We start from the raw sequence: 20,517 nt of genomic DNA, 5'->3' as shown, positions 1-20,517 counted from the left end.
GCGGGCATACTTGGCCCTCGAACTGACCTGGACCCCTTATGCCCCGGCGCTTATTCAAACGATACATGCCTGACCCCAGCAGTATCAGGGAACACAAGTCATTACAGTTTCTCGGCACCTTGCTGCATGACCCGAACCTCTGGCACCTGAACCGGCATTCGGTCGCACGCGCAATGGCCGTGGGTTTGTTCGCGGCCTTTATCCCGATTCCGTTGCAGATGTTGCTGGCAGCCGTCCTGGCGATCACCGTGCGCGCCAATATGCCCATCGCGGTCAGCCTGGTATGGCTGACCAACCCGATTACCATGCCTTTGGTGTTTATCTGTACTTACATGACCGGCGCCTGGCTGATGAATGTGCCGCCGCGCAGCTTGCCGGATGACCTGACCTGGGAATGGATCAGCGGCCAATTGAGCACGTTATGGCAGCCGTTCCTGCTGGGTTCAGTGGTGTTGGGGCTGGTATTGGGCGCGATCGCGTACTGCCTGACCATGGGCTATTGGCGCTGGTGGGTGGCCCACCAATGGAAAAAACGCAAACAACGTCGCGCCTAGCAAGCCCGCAGGCGCAGATGCACCCGTAACCCTTGCCCGGTATTTTCTGCCCAGAGGCTACCGTCCTGGCGCTGCACGGCATTGCGCGCGATGCTCAGGCCCAGGCCGAAGCCACCATCGCCCGGGCGTGAACCGTCCAGCCGGGTAAAAGGTGCGAAGATCCGCTCCAGATCCCCTTCATCTATCCCGCCGCCCTGGTCCTCCAGCCACACATGCCAATAGTCACCTTCGCGACGCCCATCCAGGCTGACCACACCGCCCACGGGTGAGTGGCGGATGGCATTGCGCAGGATGTTTTCCAGCGCCTGGGCCAACGCGTTCAGGTTGCCTCGCACCCAGCAATCCGGGCCGAGCAGGCACGGCAGACGCGATGCCGGCCAATCGCTCTCGAAACACGCGTTTTCGCGCAGCATGTCCCACAAGGCCTGCAGCTGGATATCTTCCTGAGGCAGCGGCGCCCGTTCAGTGTCCAGCCAGGCCAGTTGCAGGCTGTCTTCGACCAGGCGTTGCATGGCGTCGATCTCACGGCCGAGGCGCTCGCGCAGTTGCGTCAGGTCTTGCTCACTGTCACAGGCCACCCGCAGACGACTCAGCGGTGTGCGCAGTTCGTGGGACATGTCCCGCAGCAGTTGCTGCTGCAACACCACGGTACCCTGCAAACGCTCGGACATATGGTCGAACGCACGGCCCAGCTCGCCCAATTCATCCCGGCGACTGGTCGCATCGTGGGATAACCGGGTATTCAATTGATCGGCACGCCAGGCGTTGGCCTGCTCACGCAGTTGATTCAGGGGCACGATCAGCAACCGATACAGGCCGACGCACAACAACAGGGTAAACAGACCGGGGATCACGCCATTGGTCACCACCCGCCAGAACAGCTGATAGCGCCCCGGCATGAAGCGCTGCGGCAATTCGATCACCAGCGAACCCGCGTTGGGGTCGACGGGGAACGGGATTTTCAGCCACGGCAGGCCTTTGACATGTCGGCTCACCGGCCAATCCAGGCCACGCAGAAAGGTCAGGCGCTGGCTTTCCTTGTCGGTCAGCGGGTAACTGCTGAGCGACTGCAGGTCATTGCCGATCACGCCTATCCAGGTGGTTTCACGCTTGCCCATCGCCTGCAGCCAAGCGTCGACACCCGCACGTCCACCCTGACTCCACGCCTGCTCGGCACCGACTGCGTAGCCACTCAACGTGATCCGCGCTTCATCGGACAGGTAGGCGTTCTTCTGCTCCATGTACCGACCCCACGACCAACTGAGCCAGATCATCAGCAAACAGAAGGCGATCAACAGGCAGGCCAGCTTCCAGAACAACGAGTGCTTGCCCGGCAGCCGCTTCAAGGGGCGTTCAAAGGCTGTCATCGGCACCGCTCAGCACATAGCCTTTGCCCCACACCGTACGCACTTCGCGCTCGGTGTAGCCGATGGCCTTGAGCTTGCGGCGGATCTGGCTGATGTGCATGTCGAGGCTGCGGTCATGGGGCGCGTAACCGCGTTGCAGCACATGCTGGTAAAGGAAGGGTTTGCTGAGGACTTCTTCAGCGTTGCGATGCAGGGTTTCCAGCAGCCGGTATTCACTGCGGGTCAAGCCGGCCCAGTGCCCCAGGTGGAAGACATCGCACAATTCATCGTCGAAGCGCAGGGTGCGGGCATCGTCACGTGCGGGTGCCAGGCTCGGCAATGGGCGTCGGTCCAGGGCCACCCGGCGCAGGATGGCTTCAATGCGCACACGCAGCTCGATCATGCTGAACGGCTTGGGCAGGTAGTCATCGGCGCCCAGGCGGAAACCGCTGATGCGATCGGCCTCGGCCCCCAGTGCCGACATCAGGATCACCGGGATCGAATGGCTCTGACGCAGGTGGGTCAGGATCGACAACCCATCCAGCCCCGGCAGCAGGATATCCATCAGCACCACGTCAAACACTTGATTGCGCGCCATCTGCAGACCTTGCTGGCCGTTCTGGCACCAGGTGACGTGGAAACCACAGCGGCCCAGGTGCTCCTGGACATAGGCGCCCAGCACGGGGTCATCTTCAATGGTCAGGACACTGGGTAGGCCAATCGCTGCGGGATTCATTAGTATCTGCAAGTCATTCTCAATCACTGATTATTCAAGATTCACCCGCCACAGGCAATCGCCACCGCGCGCCAAATGCCTTGAAGATTGCCGTATGTCATTAATTTGCAAGATTCCTCGCCGCGCAAATGGCTACACTGCGCAGGTGGCGCGGACCGGATGCCCGCGCAATTTCGTAGATATCAATGTGGTAGCAGGAGAGTGGCGTGCTGACAAGAATGGGGATAAAAGGCCGCGTACTGTTGCTGACCTTATTACCGACCAGCCTGATGGCCTCGTTGTTGGGGGGCTATTTCACCTGGATGCAGCTCTCGGAACTGCAGACCCAATTGCTGCAACGCGGCGAGATGATTGCTGAGCAATTGGCGCCGCTGGTCGCGCCCGCCCTCAGCGCGCGCAACACCGAGCTGCTTGAGCGCATCGCCACTCAATCCCTGGAACAGCCGGACGTGCGTGCCGTGTCCTTCCTGAGCCCCGAACGCGCGCCCCTCGCCCACGCCGGCCCGACCATGCTCAACCAACCGCCGGTCGGCAACAGCTCTCACCTGTTGCAACGCACCGGCAATGACGCCACCCGCTATTTGCTGCCGGTGTTCGGGCGCCATCGCAACCTTGCCGGAGAGCTGATTCCGGATGAAGCCGACCGCCTGCTGGGCTGGGTCGAGGTGGAACTGTCCCACAACGGCATGTTGCTGCGCGGCTACCGCAGCCTGTTCGCCAGCCTGTTGCTGATCGCCATCGGCCTGATTTGCACCGCCGCGCTGGCGCTGCGCATCAGCCGCACGATCAATTCGCCGATCGGCCAGATCAAACAAGCCGTGGCTCAACTCAAGGACGGCAATCTGGAAACCCGTTTGCCGCCCCTGGGCAGCCAGGAACTGGACCAGCTCGCTTCCGGCATCAACCGCATGGCCGAGACCTTGCAGAATGCCCAGGAAGAACTGCAACACAGCATCGACCAGGCTACCGAGGACGTGCGCCAGAACCTGGAAACCATCGAGATCCAGAACATTGAGCTGGACCTGGCACGCAAGGAGGCCTTGGAGGCCAGCCGCATCAAATCGGAGTTCCTGGCCAACATGAGCCATGAGATCCGCACGCCGCTCAACGGCATCCTTGGCTTTACCCACTTATTGCAAAAAAGCGAGCTGACCCCACGCCAGCTTGACTACCTGGGCACCATCGAAAAGTCCGCCGACAACCTGCTGGGCATCATCAACGAGATCCTCGATTTCTCGAAAATCGAAGCCGGCAAGCTGGTGCTCGACAGCATCCCGTTCAACCTTCGGGACTTGCTGCAAGACACCCTGACCATCCTCGCACCCGCCGCCCATGCCAAACAGTTGGAACTGGTGAGCCTGGTGTACCGCGACACGCCGCTGGCGTTGGTCGGCGACCCGCTGCGCTTGAAGCAGATCCTCACCAACCTGATCAGCAACGCGATCAAGTTCACCCGCGAGGGCACCATCGTGGCCCGGGCAATGATCGAGGACGAACAGGAGGACAGCGTGCAATTGCGCATCAGCGTGCAGGACACCGGTATCGGCCTGTCCAGCCAGGACGTGCGCGCGCTGTTCCAGGCCTTCAGCCAGGCCGACAACTCGCTGTCGCGCCAACCCGGCGGCACGGGGCTGGGCCTGGTGATTTCCAAGCGCCTGATCGAGCAGATGGGCGGCGAAATCGGCGTCGACAGCACGCCGGGCGAAGGTTCGGAATTCTGGATCAGCCTGAACCTGCCCAAGACCCGCGACGACGTCGAAGACTTGCCTTCCGCGCCCCTGCTGGGTCATCGCGTCGCCGTGCTGGAAAACCACGAACTGGCACGCCAGGCGCTGCAACATCAATTGGAAGACTGCGGCCTGGAAGTCACCCCGTTCAATAGCCTGGAAAGTCTGACCAACGGCATCACCAGCGCCCATCAGACCGAACAGGCCATCGACCTGGCGGTGCTCGGCGTGACGGCCAACGACATCCCGCCCGAACGCCTCAACCAGCACCTGTGGGACCTCGAACACTTGGGCTGCAAAGTGCTGGTGCTGTGCCCCACCACCGAGCAGATGCTGTTCAACCAGTCCGTGCCCAACCCCAACAGCCAGTTGCAGGCCAAGCCGGCGTGCACGCGCAAACTGCGCCGTGCGCTGTCCGACCTGATCAGCCCGCGTCCGTCGCGCAGTGAACCGGGCGAACCGTTGTCCAGCCGTGCGCCGCGCGTATTGTGCGTGGATGACAATCCGGCGAACCTGCTGCTGGTACAGACCCTGCTGGAAGACATGGGCGCGCGGGTGCGTGCCGTGGAAAGCGGTTATGCCGCCATCGACGCCGTGAAACAGGACACCTTCGACCTGGTGCTGATGGACGTACAAATGCCCGGCATGGATGGCCGCCAGAGCACCGAGGCGATCCGCCAGTGGGAAAGCGAACGCAGCGGCACGCCATTGCCAGTGGTCGCCCTCACCGCCCACGCCATGGCCAACGAAAAACGCGCCTTGCTGCAAAGCGGCATGGACGATTACCTGACCAAACCCATCAGCGAGCGGCAGCTGGCTCAGGTGGTATTGAAGTGGACCGGCCTGGCCCTGCGCAATCAAGGCCCGGAACGCGTAGCGGATGGCCTCGGCCCCGGCGTACAACTGCCTGTGCTTGACCATGAAGAAGGCCTGCGCCTGGCCGCCGGTAAGGCGGATCTGGCGGCGGACATGCTCGCCATGTTGCTCGCCTCCCTGGAGGCCGACCGACTCGCCATCACCATTGCGCGTGACGCCAACGACAACAACGCCCTGATCGAGCGTGTGCACCGACTGCATGGTGCCACCCGTTATTGCGGCGTACCGCAACTGCGGGCCGCCTGCCACCGCGCCGAAACCCTGCTCAAGCAGGACGACGCCAAGGCCCAGCATGCCTTGGACGAACTGGACATGGCCATCGCCCGACTCGCCAGTGAAGCGCGGGTCAACGCCTGATTTTGCACAGGTACCGGCGTTTGTGGTGAGCGGGCTTGTCGGCTCGCCGTATCGCGCGAGCGGGGCAAGCCCGCTCACCACAAACGCCTGTGCCTTCATTTGTCATTGCAGGGAGCATTTCCATGCGCGTCATTCTTTTCAGCAGCCAGACCTACGACCGCGACAGTTTCCTCGGCGAACCGCTGCCGCCTGGCCTGGAGCTTCAGTTCCAGCCAGCCCGTCTCAATCTGGACACCGTAGCCCTGGCCGAGCATCACGAAGTGGTCTGCGCCTTTATCAACGACGACCTCAGCGCCCCGGTCCTGGAGCATCTGGCCAAGGGTGGCACGCGGTTGATCGCCTTGCGTTCGGCGGGTTACAACCATGTGGACCTGGCCTGCGCCAAGCGCCTGGGCCTGACCATCGTGCGGGTACCGGCGTATTCGCCCCATGCGGTGGCCGAGCATGCGGTCGCACTGATCCTCGCCCTCAACCGTCGACTGCACCGGGCCTACAACCGCACCCGCGATGGCGATTTCAGCCTGCATGGCCTCACCGGGTTCGACCTGGTGGGCAAGACCGTCGGCGTGGTTGGCACCGGGCAGATCGGCGCTACGTTTGCCAAAATCATGGCCGGCTTCGGCTGCCAGTTGCTCGCCTATGACCCCTTCCCCAACCCGCAGGTACAGGCCCTGGGCACGCGCTACGTGAGCCTGCCCGAACTGCTCGCCCAGGCACAGATCATCAGCCTGCATTGCCCGCTCACCGCCGACAGCAAGCACTTGATCAACGCCCGCTCCCTGGCGCAGATGCAGCCGGGCGCGATGCTGATCAACACAGGTCGCGGCGGCCTGGTCGACACCCCGGCGCTGATTGAGGCGCTCAAGGACGGCCAGCTCGGCTATCTGGGACTCGATGTGTATGAAGAAGAGGCCCAGCTGTTTTTCGAGGACCGCTCCGACCTGCCCCTGCAGGACGACGTCCTCGCGCGCCTGCTGACCTTCCCCAATGTGATCATCACCGCCCACCAGGCGTTCCTCACGCGCGAGGCCCTGGCGGCGATTGCCGGCACCACCCTGGCCAACATTGCCGCCTGGGCCGATGGGCGGGCGCAGAACCTTGTCGAAGGATGATCAGCGGTCACATACCGGGCTCATGATGAGCCAGCACCGTGATAGGATGCCGCGCCTATTTGGAGGATCCATGGCCGAACACGATTTCCGCTTCAGTTTGCTGAGCCCGCAACACACCCTGATCGAATGCCGCGCCCTGGTGCCGGGCCGTTATCAGGTCACTGGCAACGGTGGTTCGATCAAGCACGGCGACGTGCTGATCGTCACCTTGCGCGGTAGTAAAACCCTGTCGATGCGCCTCACCGTCGAAGGTGACGCGCGCTACTCCATCCGCCCGGCAGGCCAGTGGGTCGCCATGGCCCAGGGGCCGAAGTTCGGCGAGTTGGAGATTCACACCTGGAAGGTCAACTGCGACAGCTGCGAGGCCGTGCTGGAGTTCGAATTCGCGGTGGAAACCAAGCTGACCAAAGAGCCGCTGCAACCCGCCGCGAATGCGCGCATTGCCGAACTGGGCTGGGCCAGCGAGGGTGACAAGCACCGCTGCCCGAAATGCCAGAAGGCCGCGCAATGAGAGGCCTGCTTCTGCTCGCCGCCATCGGTGCGGCCCTGACGGGTTGCGCCGGGGATTCGGTCAAGCTCAAGCAGGATCACAGCTACGTGGTGGAATGGATTGGTGAACGCCCGCTGATGGACTATGCGCACCTGACCGTCACCCTTGGCGCCGATGGCCGCGCCTACGGCAATGGCGGCTGCAACCACTGGTTTGCGCCCTACACCGTCGACGGCGACAGCCTCAGCTTCGGCAAGATCGGCAGCACCCGCAAACTCTGCGCCGAGGCCCTGATGGAGCAGGAACACCGCTTCTTCCAGGCCCTGCAAGGCGTGCAGCGTTGGGATATCTCGCCCATCGAGCAGACGCGGTTCTGGCCGGCCGAAGGCAAGCCGATCCGCTTGTGGCTCGAAGAAGGCTGATTTACCCAATCGATGGATTGATGGAAGCTGAATGTGGGAGGGGGCTTGCCCCCGGTAGCGGTGGATCAGTCAATATATTATTGCTGACATGCCGTCATCGGGGGCAAGCCCCCTCCCACAGGTGTTTTGAGTCGTGGTTTTAGCCGCGCAAGGCCTTGAGCTTGGCCAACACCCCTTCCGCTGTCTGCTCACCCATCAACTGCTCACGTACCTTGCCCTTGTCATCAATGATGTAGGTCACCGGCAATGCTTCGCTGCGTGGAATATCGAAAATCTCTTCCGGGTTCTGCGCCAGCACCGTGAACTTGATGCCCAGCTTGTCGCTGGCGGCTTTCAGTTCTTCGCCCTGCACGTTGTCGAAATTGACCCCAAATACGCCTACGTTCTGCGCCTTCAACTGCTCGGCCAACGCATTGAGTTCGGGGATTTCCGTACGGCACGGGCCACACCATTCGGCCCAGTAGTTGACCACCAGCCATTGCTTGTCCAGGCGTTCGGAAGCTACCTTCTTGCCATATTGGTCAACGCCGTAATCGTTACCGCAGCCGCTGAGCAGCAGGGTTGTGATGATCGCCAATGCTCCGATCAGTCGCCTTGTCATGGGGTAATCCTTCGCAAAAATGAACGTTGGCTGCGACCTATCGCCTCTTACGGTTTAAGGACAGGTCGCTGCGCGGGTAGAATACCTGCCACCTTACGCAAGATGCGACCCGCACATGACCGATCTGACGCTTTATCACAACCCGCGCTGCTCGAAATCCCGCGGTGCGCTGGAACTGCTGGAAGCCCGCGGCCTCACTCCGACGGTGGTGCGCTACCTGGAAACCCCGCTGGACGCCGCGCAATTGAAGGCGTTGCTGGGCAAGCTGGGCATCAGCGCCCGCCAACTGCTACGCACGGGTGAAGATGAATACAAAACCCTCAACCTGGCGGACGCCAGCCTCAGCGAAGCACAGTTGATTGCCGCCATCGCCGAGCATCCGAAGCTGATGGAACGCCCTATCCTGGAAACCGCCGACACCGCCATCATTGGCCGTCCGCCGGAAAACGTGCTGGAGATTCTGCCGTGACGTCGCCGTATGTGCTGGTGCTGTATTACAGCCGCAATGGCTCGGTGAGCGAAATGGCCCGGCAGATTGCCCGGGGCATCGAGCAAGGCGGCATGGAAGCCCGGCTGCGCACCGTGCCGGCGATCTCCACCGAGTGCGAAGCCGTGGCGCCGAGTATTCCAGAGGAAGGCGCGCTGTACGCCAGCCTCGATGACTTGAAGCACTGCTCGGGCCTGGCCCTGGGCAGCCCGACCCGCTTCGGCAACATGGCCGCGCCGCTCAAGTATTTCCTCGACGGCACCAGCAACCTGTGGCTTACCGGTGCCCTGGTCGGCAAGCCGGCTGGGGTGTTCACCTCTACCGCCAGCCTGCACGGCGGCCAGGAAACCACGTTGATGTCGATGCTGTTGCCGCTATTGCACCACGGCATGCTCATCACCGGCCTGCCCTACAGCGAACAGGCGTTACTCGACACCCAGGGCGGCGGCACGCCGTATGGCGCCAGCCACCATGCCGGGCCTGACGGCAAGCGCTTGCTCGATCAACATGAAATCGCCCTGTGCCGCGCACTCGGCCTGCGCCTGGCCACCACCGCCACGCTGCTGGAGAACGGCCGTGGCCAGAAAGCCTAAGGTCCTGCCGCCCCAGGCGTGGCTGGAGCCGCGGGTCAAGCTGGCGCGCGTGCTGAGCCTGCTGGCGTTTTTCGGCTTGGTGGGGTTGCTGTGCGTGTACTACCTGTTCGTTGCTGATCTGCACGGCGCACGGCCGTGGGTGATCCTGCTGATCGAACTGGTGCCGCTGCTGGTGCTGACGCCGGGCATGCTGCTGGGCAGCGCGCGCGGGCATTCGTGGATGTGCTTTGTGGTGAATTTGTACTTCATCAAGGGCGCGCTGGCGGCCTATGACCCGAACCGGCAGTGGTTCGGGGTACTTGAGATGCTGGCGAGCCTGGCGGTGTTTTGTACGGCGTTGTTGTATGTGCGGTGGCGGCATCAGTTGAATCGGCGATTGGTTGAAGCCCGCGACGCCTGAAACTCAGCCTTCGCGAGCAAGCCCACTCCCACATTTGGATGCATTCCCCTGTGGGAGCGGGCTTGCCCGCGAAAGCATCAACGTGGTCTCAATGATTCACCGTATACGCCAGCATCATCGACAACTGGCACATCGGCCGCCCACTCTCGGCATGCCACTGGTTGAACGCCCCCTGCACCGTCGCCAGGTCGCGCAGGCTGGTCGGCGCCTTGTCGACAATCTTCTGCGCGTTCAGCGCCGCCACCACGTCATAACTCGGCACAAAGGTGTCCTTGCCGACCATGCGCAGGAAGCGCGGCGCTGACAGCCCGCCGAGCTGGTGACCATGCTTGCTCAGGTATTTCCACAACCCGACGATATCGGTCACCGGCCAATCGGCGACAAACGCGCCGAAACTGCCCTTCTCCTGCTCGATGTCGAGAATCATCTGCGCATTGCGCGGTACGCTCTTGAGCTTGCCCAAGTGACGGATGATGCGCGTGTCCTGCATCAGCCGCTCCAGGTGCTCGGCGCCCATCAGCACGACCTTTTCCGGGTCAAAACCGAAGAACACCTGCTCGAAGGCCGGCCACTTGGCGTCCACTACGCTGTGCTTCAAGCCCGCACGAAACACACGCAACGCCAGGGTCGACAGGTAGCGATCATCGCTGATCTTGCGCAATTGCGCCGGGGTCTTGGGTACAGGCAGGTGGGCTTCCAGCTCGGCCGCCGAACCGAATCGGTTCAGACAGTATTCGTGCAGCCACTTGTAATCGCGCATGCCCTCTCCTAGCAATTGAATTGAAAACGGCGCCCGCAAGCGCCGTGTGTCAGAGCGTTGAATCGACTCAGAGGTTCACAACATTGACGAAGCGCGACGCAGCGGTCTCATCAATCTTCAAGCTGGTGAAGTCGAACAGGTTACGATCGGCCAACTGCGAGGGAATCACATTCTGCAGGCTGCGGAAGATGCTTTCGGTACGGCCTGGGGTCTTGCGCTCCCAGTCCACCAGCATTTCCTTGACCACCTGGCGCTGCAGGTTCTCCTGGGAGCCGCACAGGTTGCACGGAATGATCGGGAATTGCTTGAAGTCGGAGTAGGCCTGGATGTCTTTCTCGTTGCAATACGCCAGCGGGCGGATCACCACATTGCGCCCGTCATCGGCGCGCAGCTTGGGCGGCATGGCCTTGAGTGAGCCGTTGAAGAACATGTTGAGGAAGAAGGTCTCGACGATATCATCGCGATGATGACCCAGTGCCATCTTGGTCGCACCGATCTCGTCGGCGAACGTGTACAGCGTGCCACGGCGTAGGCGCGAGCACAGCGAGCAGGTGGTCTTGCCCTCCGGAATCAGCTCCTTGACCACCGAGTAGGTGTCTTTTTCGACGATGTGATACTCGACACCCAGCGCCTTGAGGTAGGCCGGCAGCACGTGCTCAGGGAAACCCGGTTGTTTCTGGTCCATGTTGACGGCGACGATCTCGAATGTGATCGGCGCGACCTTTTGCAGGTGCAGCAGCACGTCGAGCATGGTGTAGCTGTCTTTGCCGCCGGAGAGGCAGACCATGACCTTGTCGCCGTCCTCGATCATGTTGAAATCGGCGACCGCTTCCCCGGCCAGGCGACGCAGGCGTTTTTGCAGTTTGTTCTGGTTGACCGTAAGAGTGCCCATGGCGCTTGGATCCGCTAGAGGTGTGTGACGAAAAGCCGGTTATTTTACGCAAAAAAACCATCAAAAGGGCTAGCGGTAAAAGACCTCGCCGCGATTAAGCTCAGTGTTTACAGCGCAATTTGCTCTAAAGGCCCTACAGTTATTCCGGTCATCACTTCCTATACTGCGACTAGAGGTCGCACATCTATCCGGACCTTTGAGGCCATTTGGCCCGTGGGCGCTCCGATGGGGGGCGATGGTAATAACGACAGGAGTGACTGGCATGATCCATCACGTCGTGGGGCTGTTTACCCATCCCGATCAGGAATGGCGGGAAATCCGTGGCGATAAAGAAGAAAGCATCGGCCACATGTACCTCACTCACACCTTGATTCTTGCGGCGATCCCCGCCGTATCCGCCTTTATCGGCACCACCCAGGTCGGCTGGGTCATCGGCAATCGCGCACCGGTGATGCTGACCCAGGAAAGCGCCTTGTGGATGACCCTCATGTCTTACGCCGCCATGCTCGGCGGCGTGGCGGTGATGGGCGCGTTTGTCCACTGGATGGCACGCACCTACGACGCCAACCCCAGCATGGCGCGTTGCGTGGCCTTTGCCACCTACACCGCTACGCCGTTGTTTATCGGTGGGCTGGCCGCGCTCTATCCGCATATGTGGCTGGGCATGGTCGTGGGTACGGCGGCCATTTGTTACACGGTGTACTTGCTCTATGTCGGGCTGCCGACCTTCATGAACATCGACCCCGATGAAGGCTTCCTGTTTTCCAGCTCGGTACTGGCCGTGGGCCTGGTGGTCCTGGTGGCAATCATGGCGTTTACCGTGGTCGTCTGGGGCCTGGGCGTGGGCCCTATCTACACCAACTGACCTTTTCAACCCCCAGGCAAAGCCACCGCAAGGTGGCTTTGTGCATCATGCATGACCATTCGGCGCCTGACAGATTCGGAAACACCCAGCTTTGCGGCATACTGGACGTCTCTGGAGATATGTACAGCATGCCCGAGCAACTCAATACCCGCGTCGAAGATTGTTTCCTGCAAGCCGAATCCTTTTTCAAACGAAGCTTCAAACGCCCCCAGGTCAGCCTCAAGCTGCGTGGGCAAAAGGCCGGTGTCGCGCATTTGCACGAGAACCTGCTGCGTTTCAACCCACAGTTGTACCGTGAAAACAGCCAGCACTTCCTGAAACAGACCGTGGCCCACGAAGTCGCGCACCTGATTGCCCACCAATTGTTTGGCGAACGTATCCAGCCCCATGGCGAGGAATGGCAATTGATCATGCGCGGGGTCTACGAACTGCCGCCGGATCGTTGCCATACCTATGAGGTGAAGCGTCGTCAGGTGACTCGCTATATCTATCGTTGCCCGTGTGCCGATAGCGACTTTCCGTTTTCGTCGCAGCGACATGGCATGGTGGCTCAGGGGCGGCGGTATTTGTGTCGCAGGTGTCGGCAGACGCTGGTGTTTACCGGGGAAACTCGGGTGGAGTGAGGGCCTCTTCGCGAGCAAGCCCGCTCCCACATTCGCCTGTATTCCAAGGTCAGAACACGTTCGGTTGTGGGAGCGGGCTTGCTCGCGAAAGCGTCAGATCAGGCACTACCCAACCACCTTGGCTTGTCGCAGCTCGGCTATCCGCTGGGCACTAAGCCCCAGCTCCACCAACACCTCATCACTGTGTGCGCCCACGGCAACGCCAATATGCCGAGGCGCCGGTAACCCGTCGGAAAACTTCAACGGACAGGCAATCTGCGACTGGGTCGAGCCGTCGCCCCGCGGCACCTGGCTGACCAGCGCACGCGCCTTCAACTGCGGATGCGCCACGGCTTCGCTCAGGGTCAACACCGGTTCCACACAGGCATCTGTCGCGGCAAACAGCGCGCACAGCTCATCAAAACTGCGCTTTTCAAACTCGACCTGCAGCGCCTGCTTGAGGGCTTTTTGCTGTTCCGGCTTGGGCGACAAACCTTGCGCGGCCAGTTCGGGGCGGCCCAAGGCTGTGCAGAGTTGTTGCATAAACGCCGGTTCCAGGCTGCCCACCGACATCCAACGCCCATCCCGTGACCGGTAATAGTCGTAGAAACTACCGCCATTGAGCACATGGCTTTCCCACTCAGGCTCCACCCCACACGCCAGGTAACCCGCGCCGGCCATCGCGTTCAGGCTGAACGAGCAATCGGTCATGCTCACATCCAGGTATTGCCCCACCCCGCTCTGCTGCCGAGCGATGACCGCCGCCAGCAACCCCACCACCGCATGCAGCGAACCACCGCCCACGTCCGCCAACTGCACGCCGAGGGGCAAAGGCCCGGCGTCCTGGCGCCCGGTGTAGCTGGCCACTCCGGCGAGCGCCAGGTAATTGATATCGTGCCCGGCGCGGTCCTTATAGGGGCCAGTCTGGCCGTAACCAGTGATCGCCACATAAATCAGCCGGGGGTTGATCGCCTTCAGTGCCTCATAGCCCAACCCCAGGCGCTCCATCACCCCCGGTCGGAATTGTTCGAGCAGAATGTCGTAGTCCTTCACCAGCGCCCGTACGATCTCCAGCGCCTCGGCCTGCTTGAGGTCCAGTGCCAGACTGCGCTTGTTACGATTGAGGTAGGCGTGGCTGGCCGAAGTGCCCTGATCATGGGGCGGCAGCACCCGCAACAGGTCCATGCGTGTGGGCGACTCGATACGCAGCACTTCGGCGCCCATGTCCGCCAGCATCAGGGAGGCAAACGGGCCGGGCAGCAGGGTGGAAAAATCCAGCACTTTGAGGGACGCCAAGGGACCTGACATGGGCACTCCATTTCCGTTTCGACTGCCCACAGACTAGGCAGCCTTGCCCCTGAGGGCAATCGCCGGAACGGTCACCGACAGTGACCGTTTTGATCACGGCGGGCTTTTTCGTGGCGGCGGCTTTATCATTGGCTCACGTTTGCTTGCAGAGTGTTCCATGAAGTTTGCGATTGCAGTGTTTTCCGCCGCCCACGCGCCCTCCTCGCGCCGTGCCCTGCTGTTCGCCCAGGCGGCATTGGCCGGCGGGCATGAGATTGTGCGGCTGTTTTTCTATCAGGACGGCGTGCACAGCGCGTCCAGCAACATCGTTGCGCCTCAAGATGAGCAAGACATCGCCCGACAATGGCGCGAGTTTGTCAGCCAGCACTCGCTTGATGGCGTGGTGTGCATTGCCGCCGCCTTGCGCCGCGGCGTGCTCAACCAGGAGGAAGCCACGCGTTATCAGCGCAGCGCGGTCAACCTCGACGCACCTTGGGCGTTGTCGGGCCTGGGGCAGTTGCACGATGCCGCCCAGTCCGCCGACCGCCTGATCTGTTTTGGAGGGGCGTGATATGTCCAAATCTCTTTTGGTGATCAGCCGCCAGTCGCCGTGGTCCGGGCCAAGCGCCCGCGAAACGCTGGACATCGTGTTGGCCGGCGGCGCTTTCGATCTGCCGATCGGCCTGCTGTTCCTCGATGACGGTGTGTTCCAGCTCGCGCCGCACCAGGACGCCAAAGCCGTGCAGCAAAAAGACCTCAGCGCCAACCTTCAAGCACTGGGTCTGTTCGGCATTGATGAAGTGTTCGCCTGCAGCCACAGCCTGGCCGAGCGCGGCCTCTCAACACCCGCCAACGCCCAGCCGCTGGACACTGCAGCGATCTGCGAAATGATTGATCGTTACGACCAGGTGATTACCCTCTGATGTCGACTCTACATGTGGTATCCCATTCCCCGTTTACCGATAGCCGCCTCGCAAGCTGCCTGCGCATCTGCGGCGCCACGGACGCCATCCTGCTCTGCGGCGATGGCGCCTATGGGCTGCACAACGCTGCGCTGCAAACAAAGGGCGTGAAGGTGTTTGTCCTGGCCGAAGACATGCAGGCCCGCAATCTGCCGCTCCCGGACTGGGCCGACAGCGTGGACTACCCAGGCTTCGTGCAATTGTCGATTGACTACGACAAGGTCAACACCTGGCTATGAACACCCTGACCGTAGGCGTACGCACCCTGGAACTGGACAAGGACGGCTACCTGGCCCACCTGGACGACTGGTCCGCTGACGTCGCCAATGCCCTGGCCGCCGCCGAAGCTTTGGAGCTGACCGAGGCCCACTGGGAAATCCTCGAATTGCTGCGCCAGTTTTATGCCGAATTCCAGCTGTCACCGGCCACACGCCCGTTGATCAAGTACACGGCCTTGAAACTCGGCCCGGAAAAGGGCAACAGCCTGCACCTCAACAAACTGTTCAACGGCACTCCCGCCAAACTCGCCGCCAAACTGGCGGGCCTGCCCAGGCCGACGAATTGCTTATGACCGACTTTGCCCCGCTGACCCTCGAAACCCCTGCCGAGCACCCGTTTGCGCAGTTCGTGCGCATCCTGGGCAAAGGCAAGCGCGGTGCGCGCAACCTCACCCGCGAGGAAGCGCGCGAAGCCATGGGCATGTTGCTCGACGAAAAAGTCGAAGACACCCAGCTCGGCGCCTTCCTGATGCTGCTGCGCCACAAGGAGGAAAGCCCGGAAGAACTCGCCGGTTTCACTGAGGCCGTGCGCGAACGCCTGGCCGCCCCGGCGCTGAACGTGGATGTCGACTGGCCAACCTATGCCGGAAAGAAGCGCCATCTGCCGTGGTATCTGCTGGCGGCCAAGTGCCTGGCGCAAAATGGCGTGCGTATTCTCATGCACGGCGGCGGCGCACACACGGCGGGGCGGCTGTACACCGAGCAATTGCTGGAAGGTTTGCAGATCCCGCTATGCCGTAACTGGCAGCAGGTCGAGAGCGCCTACACGCAAGGCAACCTGGCGTTTATCCCGCTGGGTGACTGGGCGCCGCAACTGCAACGCATGATCGACCTGCGCAACACCCTGGGCCTGCGCTCGCCGATCCACTCCCTGGCGCGTTTGCTCAACCCCCTGAATGCCCGCCTGGGCCTGCAAAGTATTTTCCACCCCGGTTACCAGGGCGTGCACCGCGATGCCAGCGGCCTGCTCGGCGACAACGTAATCGTGGTGAAGGGTGATGGCGGCGAGATCGAGATCAACCCTGACTCGGCGAGCCACCTGTACGGCACCACCGGCGGCGAAAGCTGGGACGAGGAGTGGGCCGCCCTCTCCGCCCAGCGCCACGTCAAACCGGCCACACTCGAGCCGGAACACCTGAAGGCGTTGTGGCGCGGTGATGTCGAAGACAGTTATCCGCAATTGGCCTTGATCGCGACCATGGCCCTGGCGTTGCGCGGCCTTGGCCATTCACGCGAACAGGCGTTCATCCTGGCCCAGCAATACTGGGATGCGCGAGACAAATCGATTTAATCGATCATTAACGCCCGGTCTTTGCGCTTTTAGTTCGAACTCAGCCCTTTAGACTGGGCTCCAACGCTTAATAGTCGAGGAGCCAGTCATGGGTTTGCTGATCGAAGGACACTGGAAAGACCAGTGGTACGAAAGTAGCGCAGACGGCGCATTCCAACGGGAACAGGCGCAACGCCGGAACTGGGTGACCGCCGACGGCGCGCCAGGCCCGAGCGGCGAAGGCGGTTTCAAGGCCGAGGCCGGCCGTTATCATCTCTACGTCTCCCTCGCCTGCCCGTGGGCCCATCGCACCCTGATCCTGCGCAAGCTCAAGGGCCTGGAAAGCCTGATTGATGTATCTGTGGTCAGTTGGCTGATGCTGGAAAACGGCTGGACCTTCGACAAGGCCCACGGCTCGACCGGCGACAAGCTGGATGATTTTGACTTCATGCACCAGCGCTACACCGCTGACACTGCCGATTACACCGGGCGCGTCACCGTGCCAGTGCTGTGGGACAAGAAGCTCAAGCGCATCGTCAGCAATGAATCGGCGGAGATCATCCGCATGTTCAACAGCGCGTTCAATGAGCTGACCGGCAATACCCTCGACTTCTACCCCGAGCCGCTGCGCGCGACCATCGACGCGCTGAACGAGCGCATCTACCCCGCCGTGAACAACGGCGTATACCGCGCAGGCTTTGCCACGTCGCAGCAGGCGTATGACGGTGCGTTTGAGGATGTGTTTGCCGAGCTGGAACACCTGGAACATCATCTGGGTGACCATCGCTACCTGGTCGGTGAATACCTGACCGAGGCGGATGTACGGCTGTTCACCACGCTGATTCGCTTTGATGCGGTGTATTACAGCCACTTCAAATGTAACCTGCGCAGGATTGCGGATTATCCGAACCTGTCGAATTGGGTGAAGGAGATGTATCAGTGGCCGGGGGTGGCCGAGACGGTGGATTTCGAGCATATCAAAGGGCATTACTATGCCAGTCACCGCACGATCAACCCGACGGGGATTGTGCCGAAGGGGCCGTTGCAAGCGTTTGATACTGCGCATGATCGTGGGCGGCTAAACGGCAGAGCTGTCTGGGGCTGATCCAGATGCAGTGCTGTGTCTGAAGGCGTCATCGGGAGCAAGCCCCCTCTCGCATTGGCATGCATTCCAATATGAGGGGGGCTTGCTCCCGATGCTTTTAAGGCTCAAACCTGGGACTGCGCGCCTTCAAACCACTTGAGCTTCTCGCGCAACACCACCACCTCACCGACGATCACCAGTGTCGGCGCATGCACTTCATGCTCCGCCACCAGGCGCGGCAGGTCCGCCAGGGTGCCGGTAAATACACGCTGGTTGGACGTGGTGCCCTGCTGGATCAGCGCTGCGGGGGTGTCCGATGCACGCCCGTGCTTGATCAGTTGCTCACAGATGATCGGCAAGCCAATCAAACCCATGTAGAACACCAGGGTCTGCGACGGCCCCACCAGATCCTGCCAAGGCAGGTCTGACGTCCCGTTCTTCAAATGCCCGGTGATAAAACGTACCGACTGGGCATAGTCACGGTGAGTCAGCGGAATCCCGGCATAGGCCGCGCAACCACTGGCTGCGGTGATTCCCGGTACGACCTGGAACGGGATGCCGTGGGCAGCCAACTCCTCGATCTCTTCGCCACCCCGGCCAAAGATAAACGGGTCGCCACCTTTGAGGCGCAGCACTCGCTTGCCTTGCTTGGCCAAATCCACCAGTTGCTGGTTGATCTGGTCTTGCGGCACGGCATGATCGGCACGACGCTTGCCGACATAAATTCGCTCGGCATCACGGCGGCACAGTTCGAGAATCGCCGGAGCGACCAGGCGGTCATACAGCACCACGTCGGCTTGCTGCATCAGGCGCAGGGCGCGGAAGGTCAGCAGGTCGGGATCACCCGGCCCTGCGCCCACCAAATAGACTTCGCCCGGCGCGTAGGGTGGCGCGCCGTTGACCTTCTCGACCAGCAAGCGTTCGGCTTCATCACCCTGCCCGGCCAACTGGCGGTCGGCGATCGGGCCCTGGAAAACCTCTTCCCAAAACGCACGACGCTGCTGAACATCCGGGTACAAGCCTTTGACCTGGGCACGAAAACGCGCCGCCAACCCCGCCAACTGACCATAGGTGGACGGAATCCAGGTTTCCAGCTTCGCTCGGATCAGGCGTGCCAGCACCGGCGCATCGCCGCCGCTGGACACTGCGATCACCAACGGTGAACGGTCGACAATCGCTGGGAAGATCACGCTGCACAAGGCTGGCGCATCCACCACGTTAACCGGCACGCAACGGCGCTTGGCATCGCTGGACACTTGCGCGTTCAGCGGCTCGTCGTCCGTGGCCGCGATGATCAGGGTGCAACCGTCGAGGTCCGCCTCCTGATAACCGCGCAAAATCAACTCCCCGCCACTCTCCAGTACCCGTTCACGCAACTGGTCTTCGATTTGGGGAGCAACCACCCGCAGCAACGCACCGGCATCGGCCAGCAGCCGGGATTTGCGCAAGGCAATCTCCCCGCCACCGACGACCAACACACGACTGCCGCGCAGGTTATGAAACAGCGGCAGAAATTCCATTTAGCGGATGACCTCAACGCCCGCCATGTAAGGCTTGAGCACTTCCGGTACACGGATCGAACCGTCAGCCTGCTGGTAGTTTTCCAGCACTGCCACCAGGGTACGGCCTACCGCCAGGCCGGAACCGTTAAGGGTGTGCACCAGCTCCGGCTTGCCGGTTTCCGGGTTACGGAAACGCGCCTGCATGCGACGGGCCTGGAAATCACCGCAGTTGGAGCACGACGAAATCTCGCGGTACTTGTCCTGGCTCGGCACCCACACTTCAAGGTCGTAGGTCTTCACGGCGCTGAAACCCATGTCGCCGGTGCACAGCGCCAGCACACGGTACGGCAGCTCCAGCAGTTGCAGGACGCGTTCGGCGTTGGCGGTCAGGCCTTCCAGGGCTTCCATGGACGTCGACGGCTCGACCACTTGCACCATCTCGACCTTGTCGAACTGGTGCTGGCGGATCATGCCGCGGGTGTCACGGCCCGATGCGCCGGCTTCGCTGCGGAAGCACGGGCTGTGGGCCACGAACTTGATCGGCAGTTGCTTGGCGTCGAGGATCTCGCCGGCGACGATGTTGGTCAGCGACACTTCGGCGGTCGGAATCAGGTACAGGTCGGCTTCGCCGTCGCGGCTGATCTTGAACAGGTCCTCTTCGAACTTCGGCAACTGGCTGGTGCCCATCAACGCCGGCGCCTGCACCAGATACGGGGTGTAGGCTTCTTCGTAACCGTGCTCGCCGGTGTGCAGGTTGATCATGAACTGCGCCAGGGCACGGTGCATGCGCGCAATCGGACCGCGCAGCAAGGCAAAGCGCGCGCCGGACATCTTGGCCGCAGTTTCGAAATCCAGGCCGCCGGTCAATTCGCCCAGGGCGACGTGGTCCTTGATCTCGAAATCAAAGGCGGTTGGCGTGCCCCAGCGACGCACTTCGACGTTACCGTCTTCATCTTCGCCAATCGGCACGGATTCGTGCGGGATGTTGGGGATGCCCAGCAGGATCGAATCCAACTCGGACTGGATTTTTTCCAGCTCGACTTTACCGTCGGACAGCTCAGTGCCCATGCGCTCGACATCCGCCATCAGCGGCGCGATGTCTTCACCGCGCTGCTTGGCCTGACCGATGGATTTGGAACGCGCATTACGTTCAGCCTGCAGTGCTTCGGTGCGGGTCTGGACGGTCTTGCGCTGTTCTTCCAGCGCTTCGATGCGCGCAACATCCAAGGCAAAGCCACGGGATGCCAGGCGGTCCGCTACGTCCTGAAGGTTGCTACGTAACAGTTTGGAATCGAGCATGTCGGTCTCTCGTTT

At 61.7% G+C, this 20,517-nt stretch carries 24 protein-coding genes; 16 read left to right on the top strand and 8 right to left on the bottom strand.

Annotated elements, in window-relative coordinates; translation table 11 throughout:
* Positions 1–38 precede the first annotated feature (38 nt).
* Positions 39–554: a DUF2062 domain-containing protein gene (locus BMZ57_RS05560; protein WP_069672544.1), complete on the top strand. Its 516-nt coding sequence runs from the start codon at positions 39–41 to the stop codon at positions 552–554.
* On the opposite strand, the gene BMZ57_RS05555 is transcribed toward BMZ57_RS05560, so the two are convergent.
* Positions 551–1,921: a sensor histidine kinase gene (locus BMZ57_RS05555; protein WP_010209646.1), complete on the bottom strand. Its 1,371-nt coding sequence runs from the start codon at positions 1,919–1,921 to the stop codon at positions 551–553. The genes BMZ57_RS05560 and BMZ57_RS05555 overlap by 4 nt on opposite strands.
* A complete protein-coding gene (locus BMZ57_RS05550; protein ID WP_010209645.1) occupies positions 1,908–2,636 on the bottom strand; it encodes a response regulator transcription factor in 729 nt (242 codons plus the stop codon). Before BMZ57_RS05550 ends, BMZ57_RS05555 begins: the two co-directional genes overlap by 14 nt.
* A 206-nt stretch (positions 2,637–2,842) precedes the next feature.
* Here BMZ57_RS05550 and BMZ57_RS05545 point away from each other — a divergent pair, with 206 nt between their 5' ends.
* The 4 genes from BMZ57_RS05545 (at position 2,843) to BMZ57_RS05530 (ending at position 7,620) form a co-directional block, all read left to right on the top strand.
* Positions 2,843–5,596 (top strand): response regulator, encoded by a 2,754-nt coding sequence (locus tag BMZ57_RS05545; protein WP_010209644.1) that lies wholly within the window; start codon positions 2,843–2,845, stop codon positions 5,594–5,596.
* Positions 5,597–5,718: 122 nt separating this feature from the next.
* A complete protein-coding gene (locus BMZ57_RS05540; protein WP_010209643.1) occupies positions 5,719–6,708 on the top strand; it encodes a 2-hydroxyacid dehydrogenase in 990 nt (329 codons plus the stop codon).
* Between the two features lie 70 nt (positions 6,709–6,778).
* On the top strand, positions 6,779–7,219 hold the full coding sequence (locus tag BMZ57_RS05535; RefSeq protein ID WP_010209642.1) for a hypothetical protein: 441 nt from the start codon (positions 6,779–6,781) through the stop codon (positions 7,217–7,219).
* Complete coding sequence (locus tag BMZ57_RS05530; protein ID WP_010209641.1) at positions 7,216–7,620, top strand: META domain-containing protein; 405 nt, start codon at positions 7,216–7,218, stop codon at positions 7,618–7,620. The genes BMZ57_RS05535 and BMZ57_RS05530 overlap by 4 nt, the downstream gene beginning before the upstream one ends.
* A gap of 139 nt (positions 7,621–7,759) precedes the next feature.
* Here BMZ57_RS05530 and BMZ57_RS05525 read toward each other — a convergent pair whose 3' ends face one another.
* Positions 7,760–8,221: a TlpA disulfide reductase family protein gene (locus BMZ57_RS05525; RefSeq protein WP_010209638.1), complete on the bottom strand. Its 462-nt coding sequence runs from the start codon at positions 8,219–8,221 to the stop codon at positions 7,760–7,762.
* A 115-nt stretch (positions 8,222–8,336) separates the two neighbouring features.
* Here BMZ57_RS05525 and arsC point away from each other — a divergent pair, with 115 nt between their 5' ends.
* Genes arsC through BMZ57_RS05510 form a run of 3 tightly spaced genes read left to right on the top strand, consistent with a single transcriptional unit; the run spans position 8,337 to position 9,701 of the window.
* Complete coding sequence (arsC, locus tag BMZ57_RS05520; RefSeq protein ID WP_010209636.1) at positions 8,337–8,690, top strand: arsenate reductase (glutaredoxin); 354 nt, start codon at positions 8,337–8,339, stop codon at positions 8,688–8,690.
* Entirely contained in the window at positions 8,687–9,301 is a 615-nt protein-coding gene (gene wrbA / locus BMZ57_RS05515) for an NAD(P)H:quinone oxidoreductase (protein WP_010209634.1), read from the top strand. The genes arsC and wrbA overlap by 4 nt, the downstream gene beginning before the upstream one ends.
* Positions 9,285–9,701 carry a DUF2069 domain-containing protein gene (locus tag BMZ57_RS05510; RefSeq protein ID WP_010209633.1) on the top strand — a complete coding sequence of 139 codons (417 nt, stop codon included), beginning with the start codon at positions 9,285–9,287 and terminating at the stop codon, positions 9,699–9,701. The genes wrbA and BMZ57_RS05510 overlap by 17 nt, the downstream gene beginning before the upstream one ends.
* Positions 9,702–9,789: 88 nt before the next feature.
* Here BMZ57_RS05510 and BMZ57_RS05505 read toward each other — a convergent pair whose 3' ends face one another.
* Positions 9,790–10,461, bottom strand: coding sequence for a DNA-3-methyladenine glycosylase I (locus BMZ57_RS05505; RefSeq protein WP_010209632.1), 672 nt, complete (start codon positions 10,459–10,461; stop codon positions 9,790–9,792).
* Positions 10,462–10,528: 67 nt separating this feature from the next.
* Positions 10,529–11,353 (bottom strand): tRNA 2-thiocytidine(32) synthetase TtcA, encoded by an 825-nt coding sequence (gene ttcA / locus BMZ57_RS05500; RefSeq protein WP_010209631.1) that lies wholly within the window; start codon positions 11,351–11,353, stop codon positions 10,529–10,531.
* 262 nt (positions 11,354–11,615) lie between these two features.
* Between ttcA and BMZ57_RS05495 the strand changes: the two genes are divergently transcribed.
* Positions 11,616–12,218, top strand: coding sequence for a Yip1 family protein (locus tag BMZ57_RS05495; protein ID WP_010209630.1), 603 nt, complete (start codon positions 11,616–11,618; stop codon positions 12,216–12,218).
* Positions 12,219–12,346: 128 nt separating this feature from the next.
* On the top strand, positions 12,347–12,841 hold the full coding sequence (locus BMZ57_RS05490) for a SprT family zinc-dependent metalloprotease (RefSeq protein WP_010209629.1): 495 nt from the start codon (positions 12,347–12,349) through the stop codon (positions 12,839–12,841).
* 105 nt (positions 12,842–12,946) lie between these two features.
* Here BMZ57_RS05490 and BMZ57_RS05485 read toward each other — a convergent pair whose 3' ends face one another.
* Positions 12,947–14,128 carry a CaiB/BaiF CoA transferase family protein gene (locus BMZ57_RS05485; RefSeq protein WP_069672543.1) on the bottom strand — a complete coding sequence of 394 codons (1,182 nt, stop codon included), beginning with the start codon at positions 14,126–14,128 and terminating at the stop codon, positions 12,947–12,949.
* A gap of 157 nt (positions 14,129–14,285) precedes the next feature.
* Here BMZ57_RS05485 and tusD point away from each other — a divergent pair, with 157 nt between their 5' ends.
* The 6 genes from tusD to BMZ57_RS05455 all read left to right on the top strand — a co-directional run bounded on the left by tusD (position 14,286) and on the right by BMZ57_RS05455 (position 17,722).
* Complete coding sequence (gene tusD / locus BMZ57_RS05480; protein WP_021492753.1) at positions 14,286–14,678, top strand: sulfurtransferase complex subunit TusD; 393 nt, start codon at positions 14,286–14,288, stop codon at positions 14,676–14,678.
* A 1-nt stretch (position 14,679) separates the two neighbouring features.
* Complete coding sequence (gene tusC, locus BMZ57_RS05475; protein WP_069672542.1) at positions 14,680–15,030, top strand: sulfurtransferase complex subunit TusC; 351 nt, start codon at positions 14,680–14,682, stop codon at positions 15,028–15,030.
* Positions 15,030–15,308, top strand: coding sequence for a sulfurtransferase complex subunit TusB (gene tusB / locus BMZ57_RS05470; RefSeq protein ID WP_010209618.1), 279 nt, complete (start codon positions 15,030–15,032; stop codon positions 15,306–15,308). The genes tusC and tusB overlap by 1 nt, the downstream gene beginning before the upstream one ends.
* Positions 15,305–15,640 carry a TusE/DsrC/DsvC family sulfur relay protein gene (locus tag BMZ57_RS05465; RefSeq protein WP_069672541.1) on the top strand — a complete coding sequence of 112 codons (336 nt, stop codon included), beginning with the start codon at positions 15,305–15,307 and terminating at the stop codon, positions 15,638–15,640. The genes tusB and BMZ57_RS05465 overlap by 4 nt, the downstream gene beginning before the upstream one ends.
* Positions 15,637–16,638 carry a glycosyl transferase family protein gene (locus tag BMZ57_RS05460; protein ID WP_021492755.1) on the top strand — a complete coding sequence of 334 codons (1,002 nt, stop codon included), beginning with the start codon at positions 15,637–15,639 and terminating at the stop codon, positions 16,636–16,638. The genes BMZ57_RS05465 and BMZ57_RS05460 overlap by 4 nt, the downstream gene beginning before the upstream one ends.
* An 88-nt stretch (positions 16,639–16,726) precedes the next feature.
* Positions 16,727–17,722, top strand: a complete 996-nt coding sequence (locus tag BMZ57_RS05455) for a glutathione S-transferase family protein (RefSeq protein ID WP_069672540.1) — start codon at positions 16,727–16,729, stop codon at positions 17,720–17,722.
* A 104-nt stretch (positions 17,723–17,826) separates the two neighbouring features.
* Here the strand turns inward: BMZ57_RS05455 and cysG are convergent, their stop codons facing one another.
* Entirely contained in the window at positions 17,827–19,221 is a 1,395-nt protein-coding gene (cysG, locus tag BMZ57_RS05450) for a siroheme synthase CysG (protein ID WP_021492757.1), read from the bottom strand.
* A complete protein-coding gene (serS, locus tag BMZ57_RS05445) occupies positions 19,222–20,502 on the bottom strand; it encodes a serine--tRNA ligase (RefSeq protein WP_010209612.1) in 1,281 nt (426 codons plus the stop codon).
* Positions 20,503–20,517 lie beyond the last annotated feature (15 nt).

This window comes from Pseudomonas simiae, from assembly GCF_900111895.1.
In the GTDB taxonomy this organism is placed as follows: domain Bacteria; phylum Pseudomonadota; class Gammaproteobacteria; order Pseudomonadales; family Pseudomonadaceae; genus Aquipseudomonas; species Aquipseudomonas simiae.
This window is presented reverse-complemented; position numbering and strand designations above follow the sequence as displayed.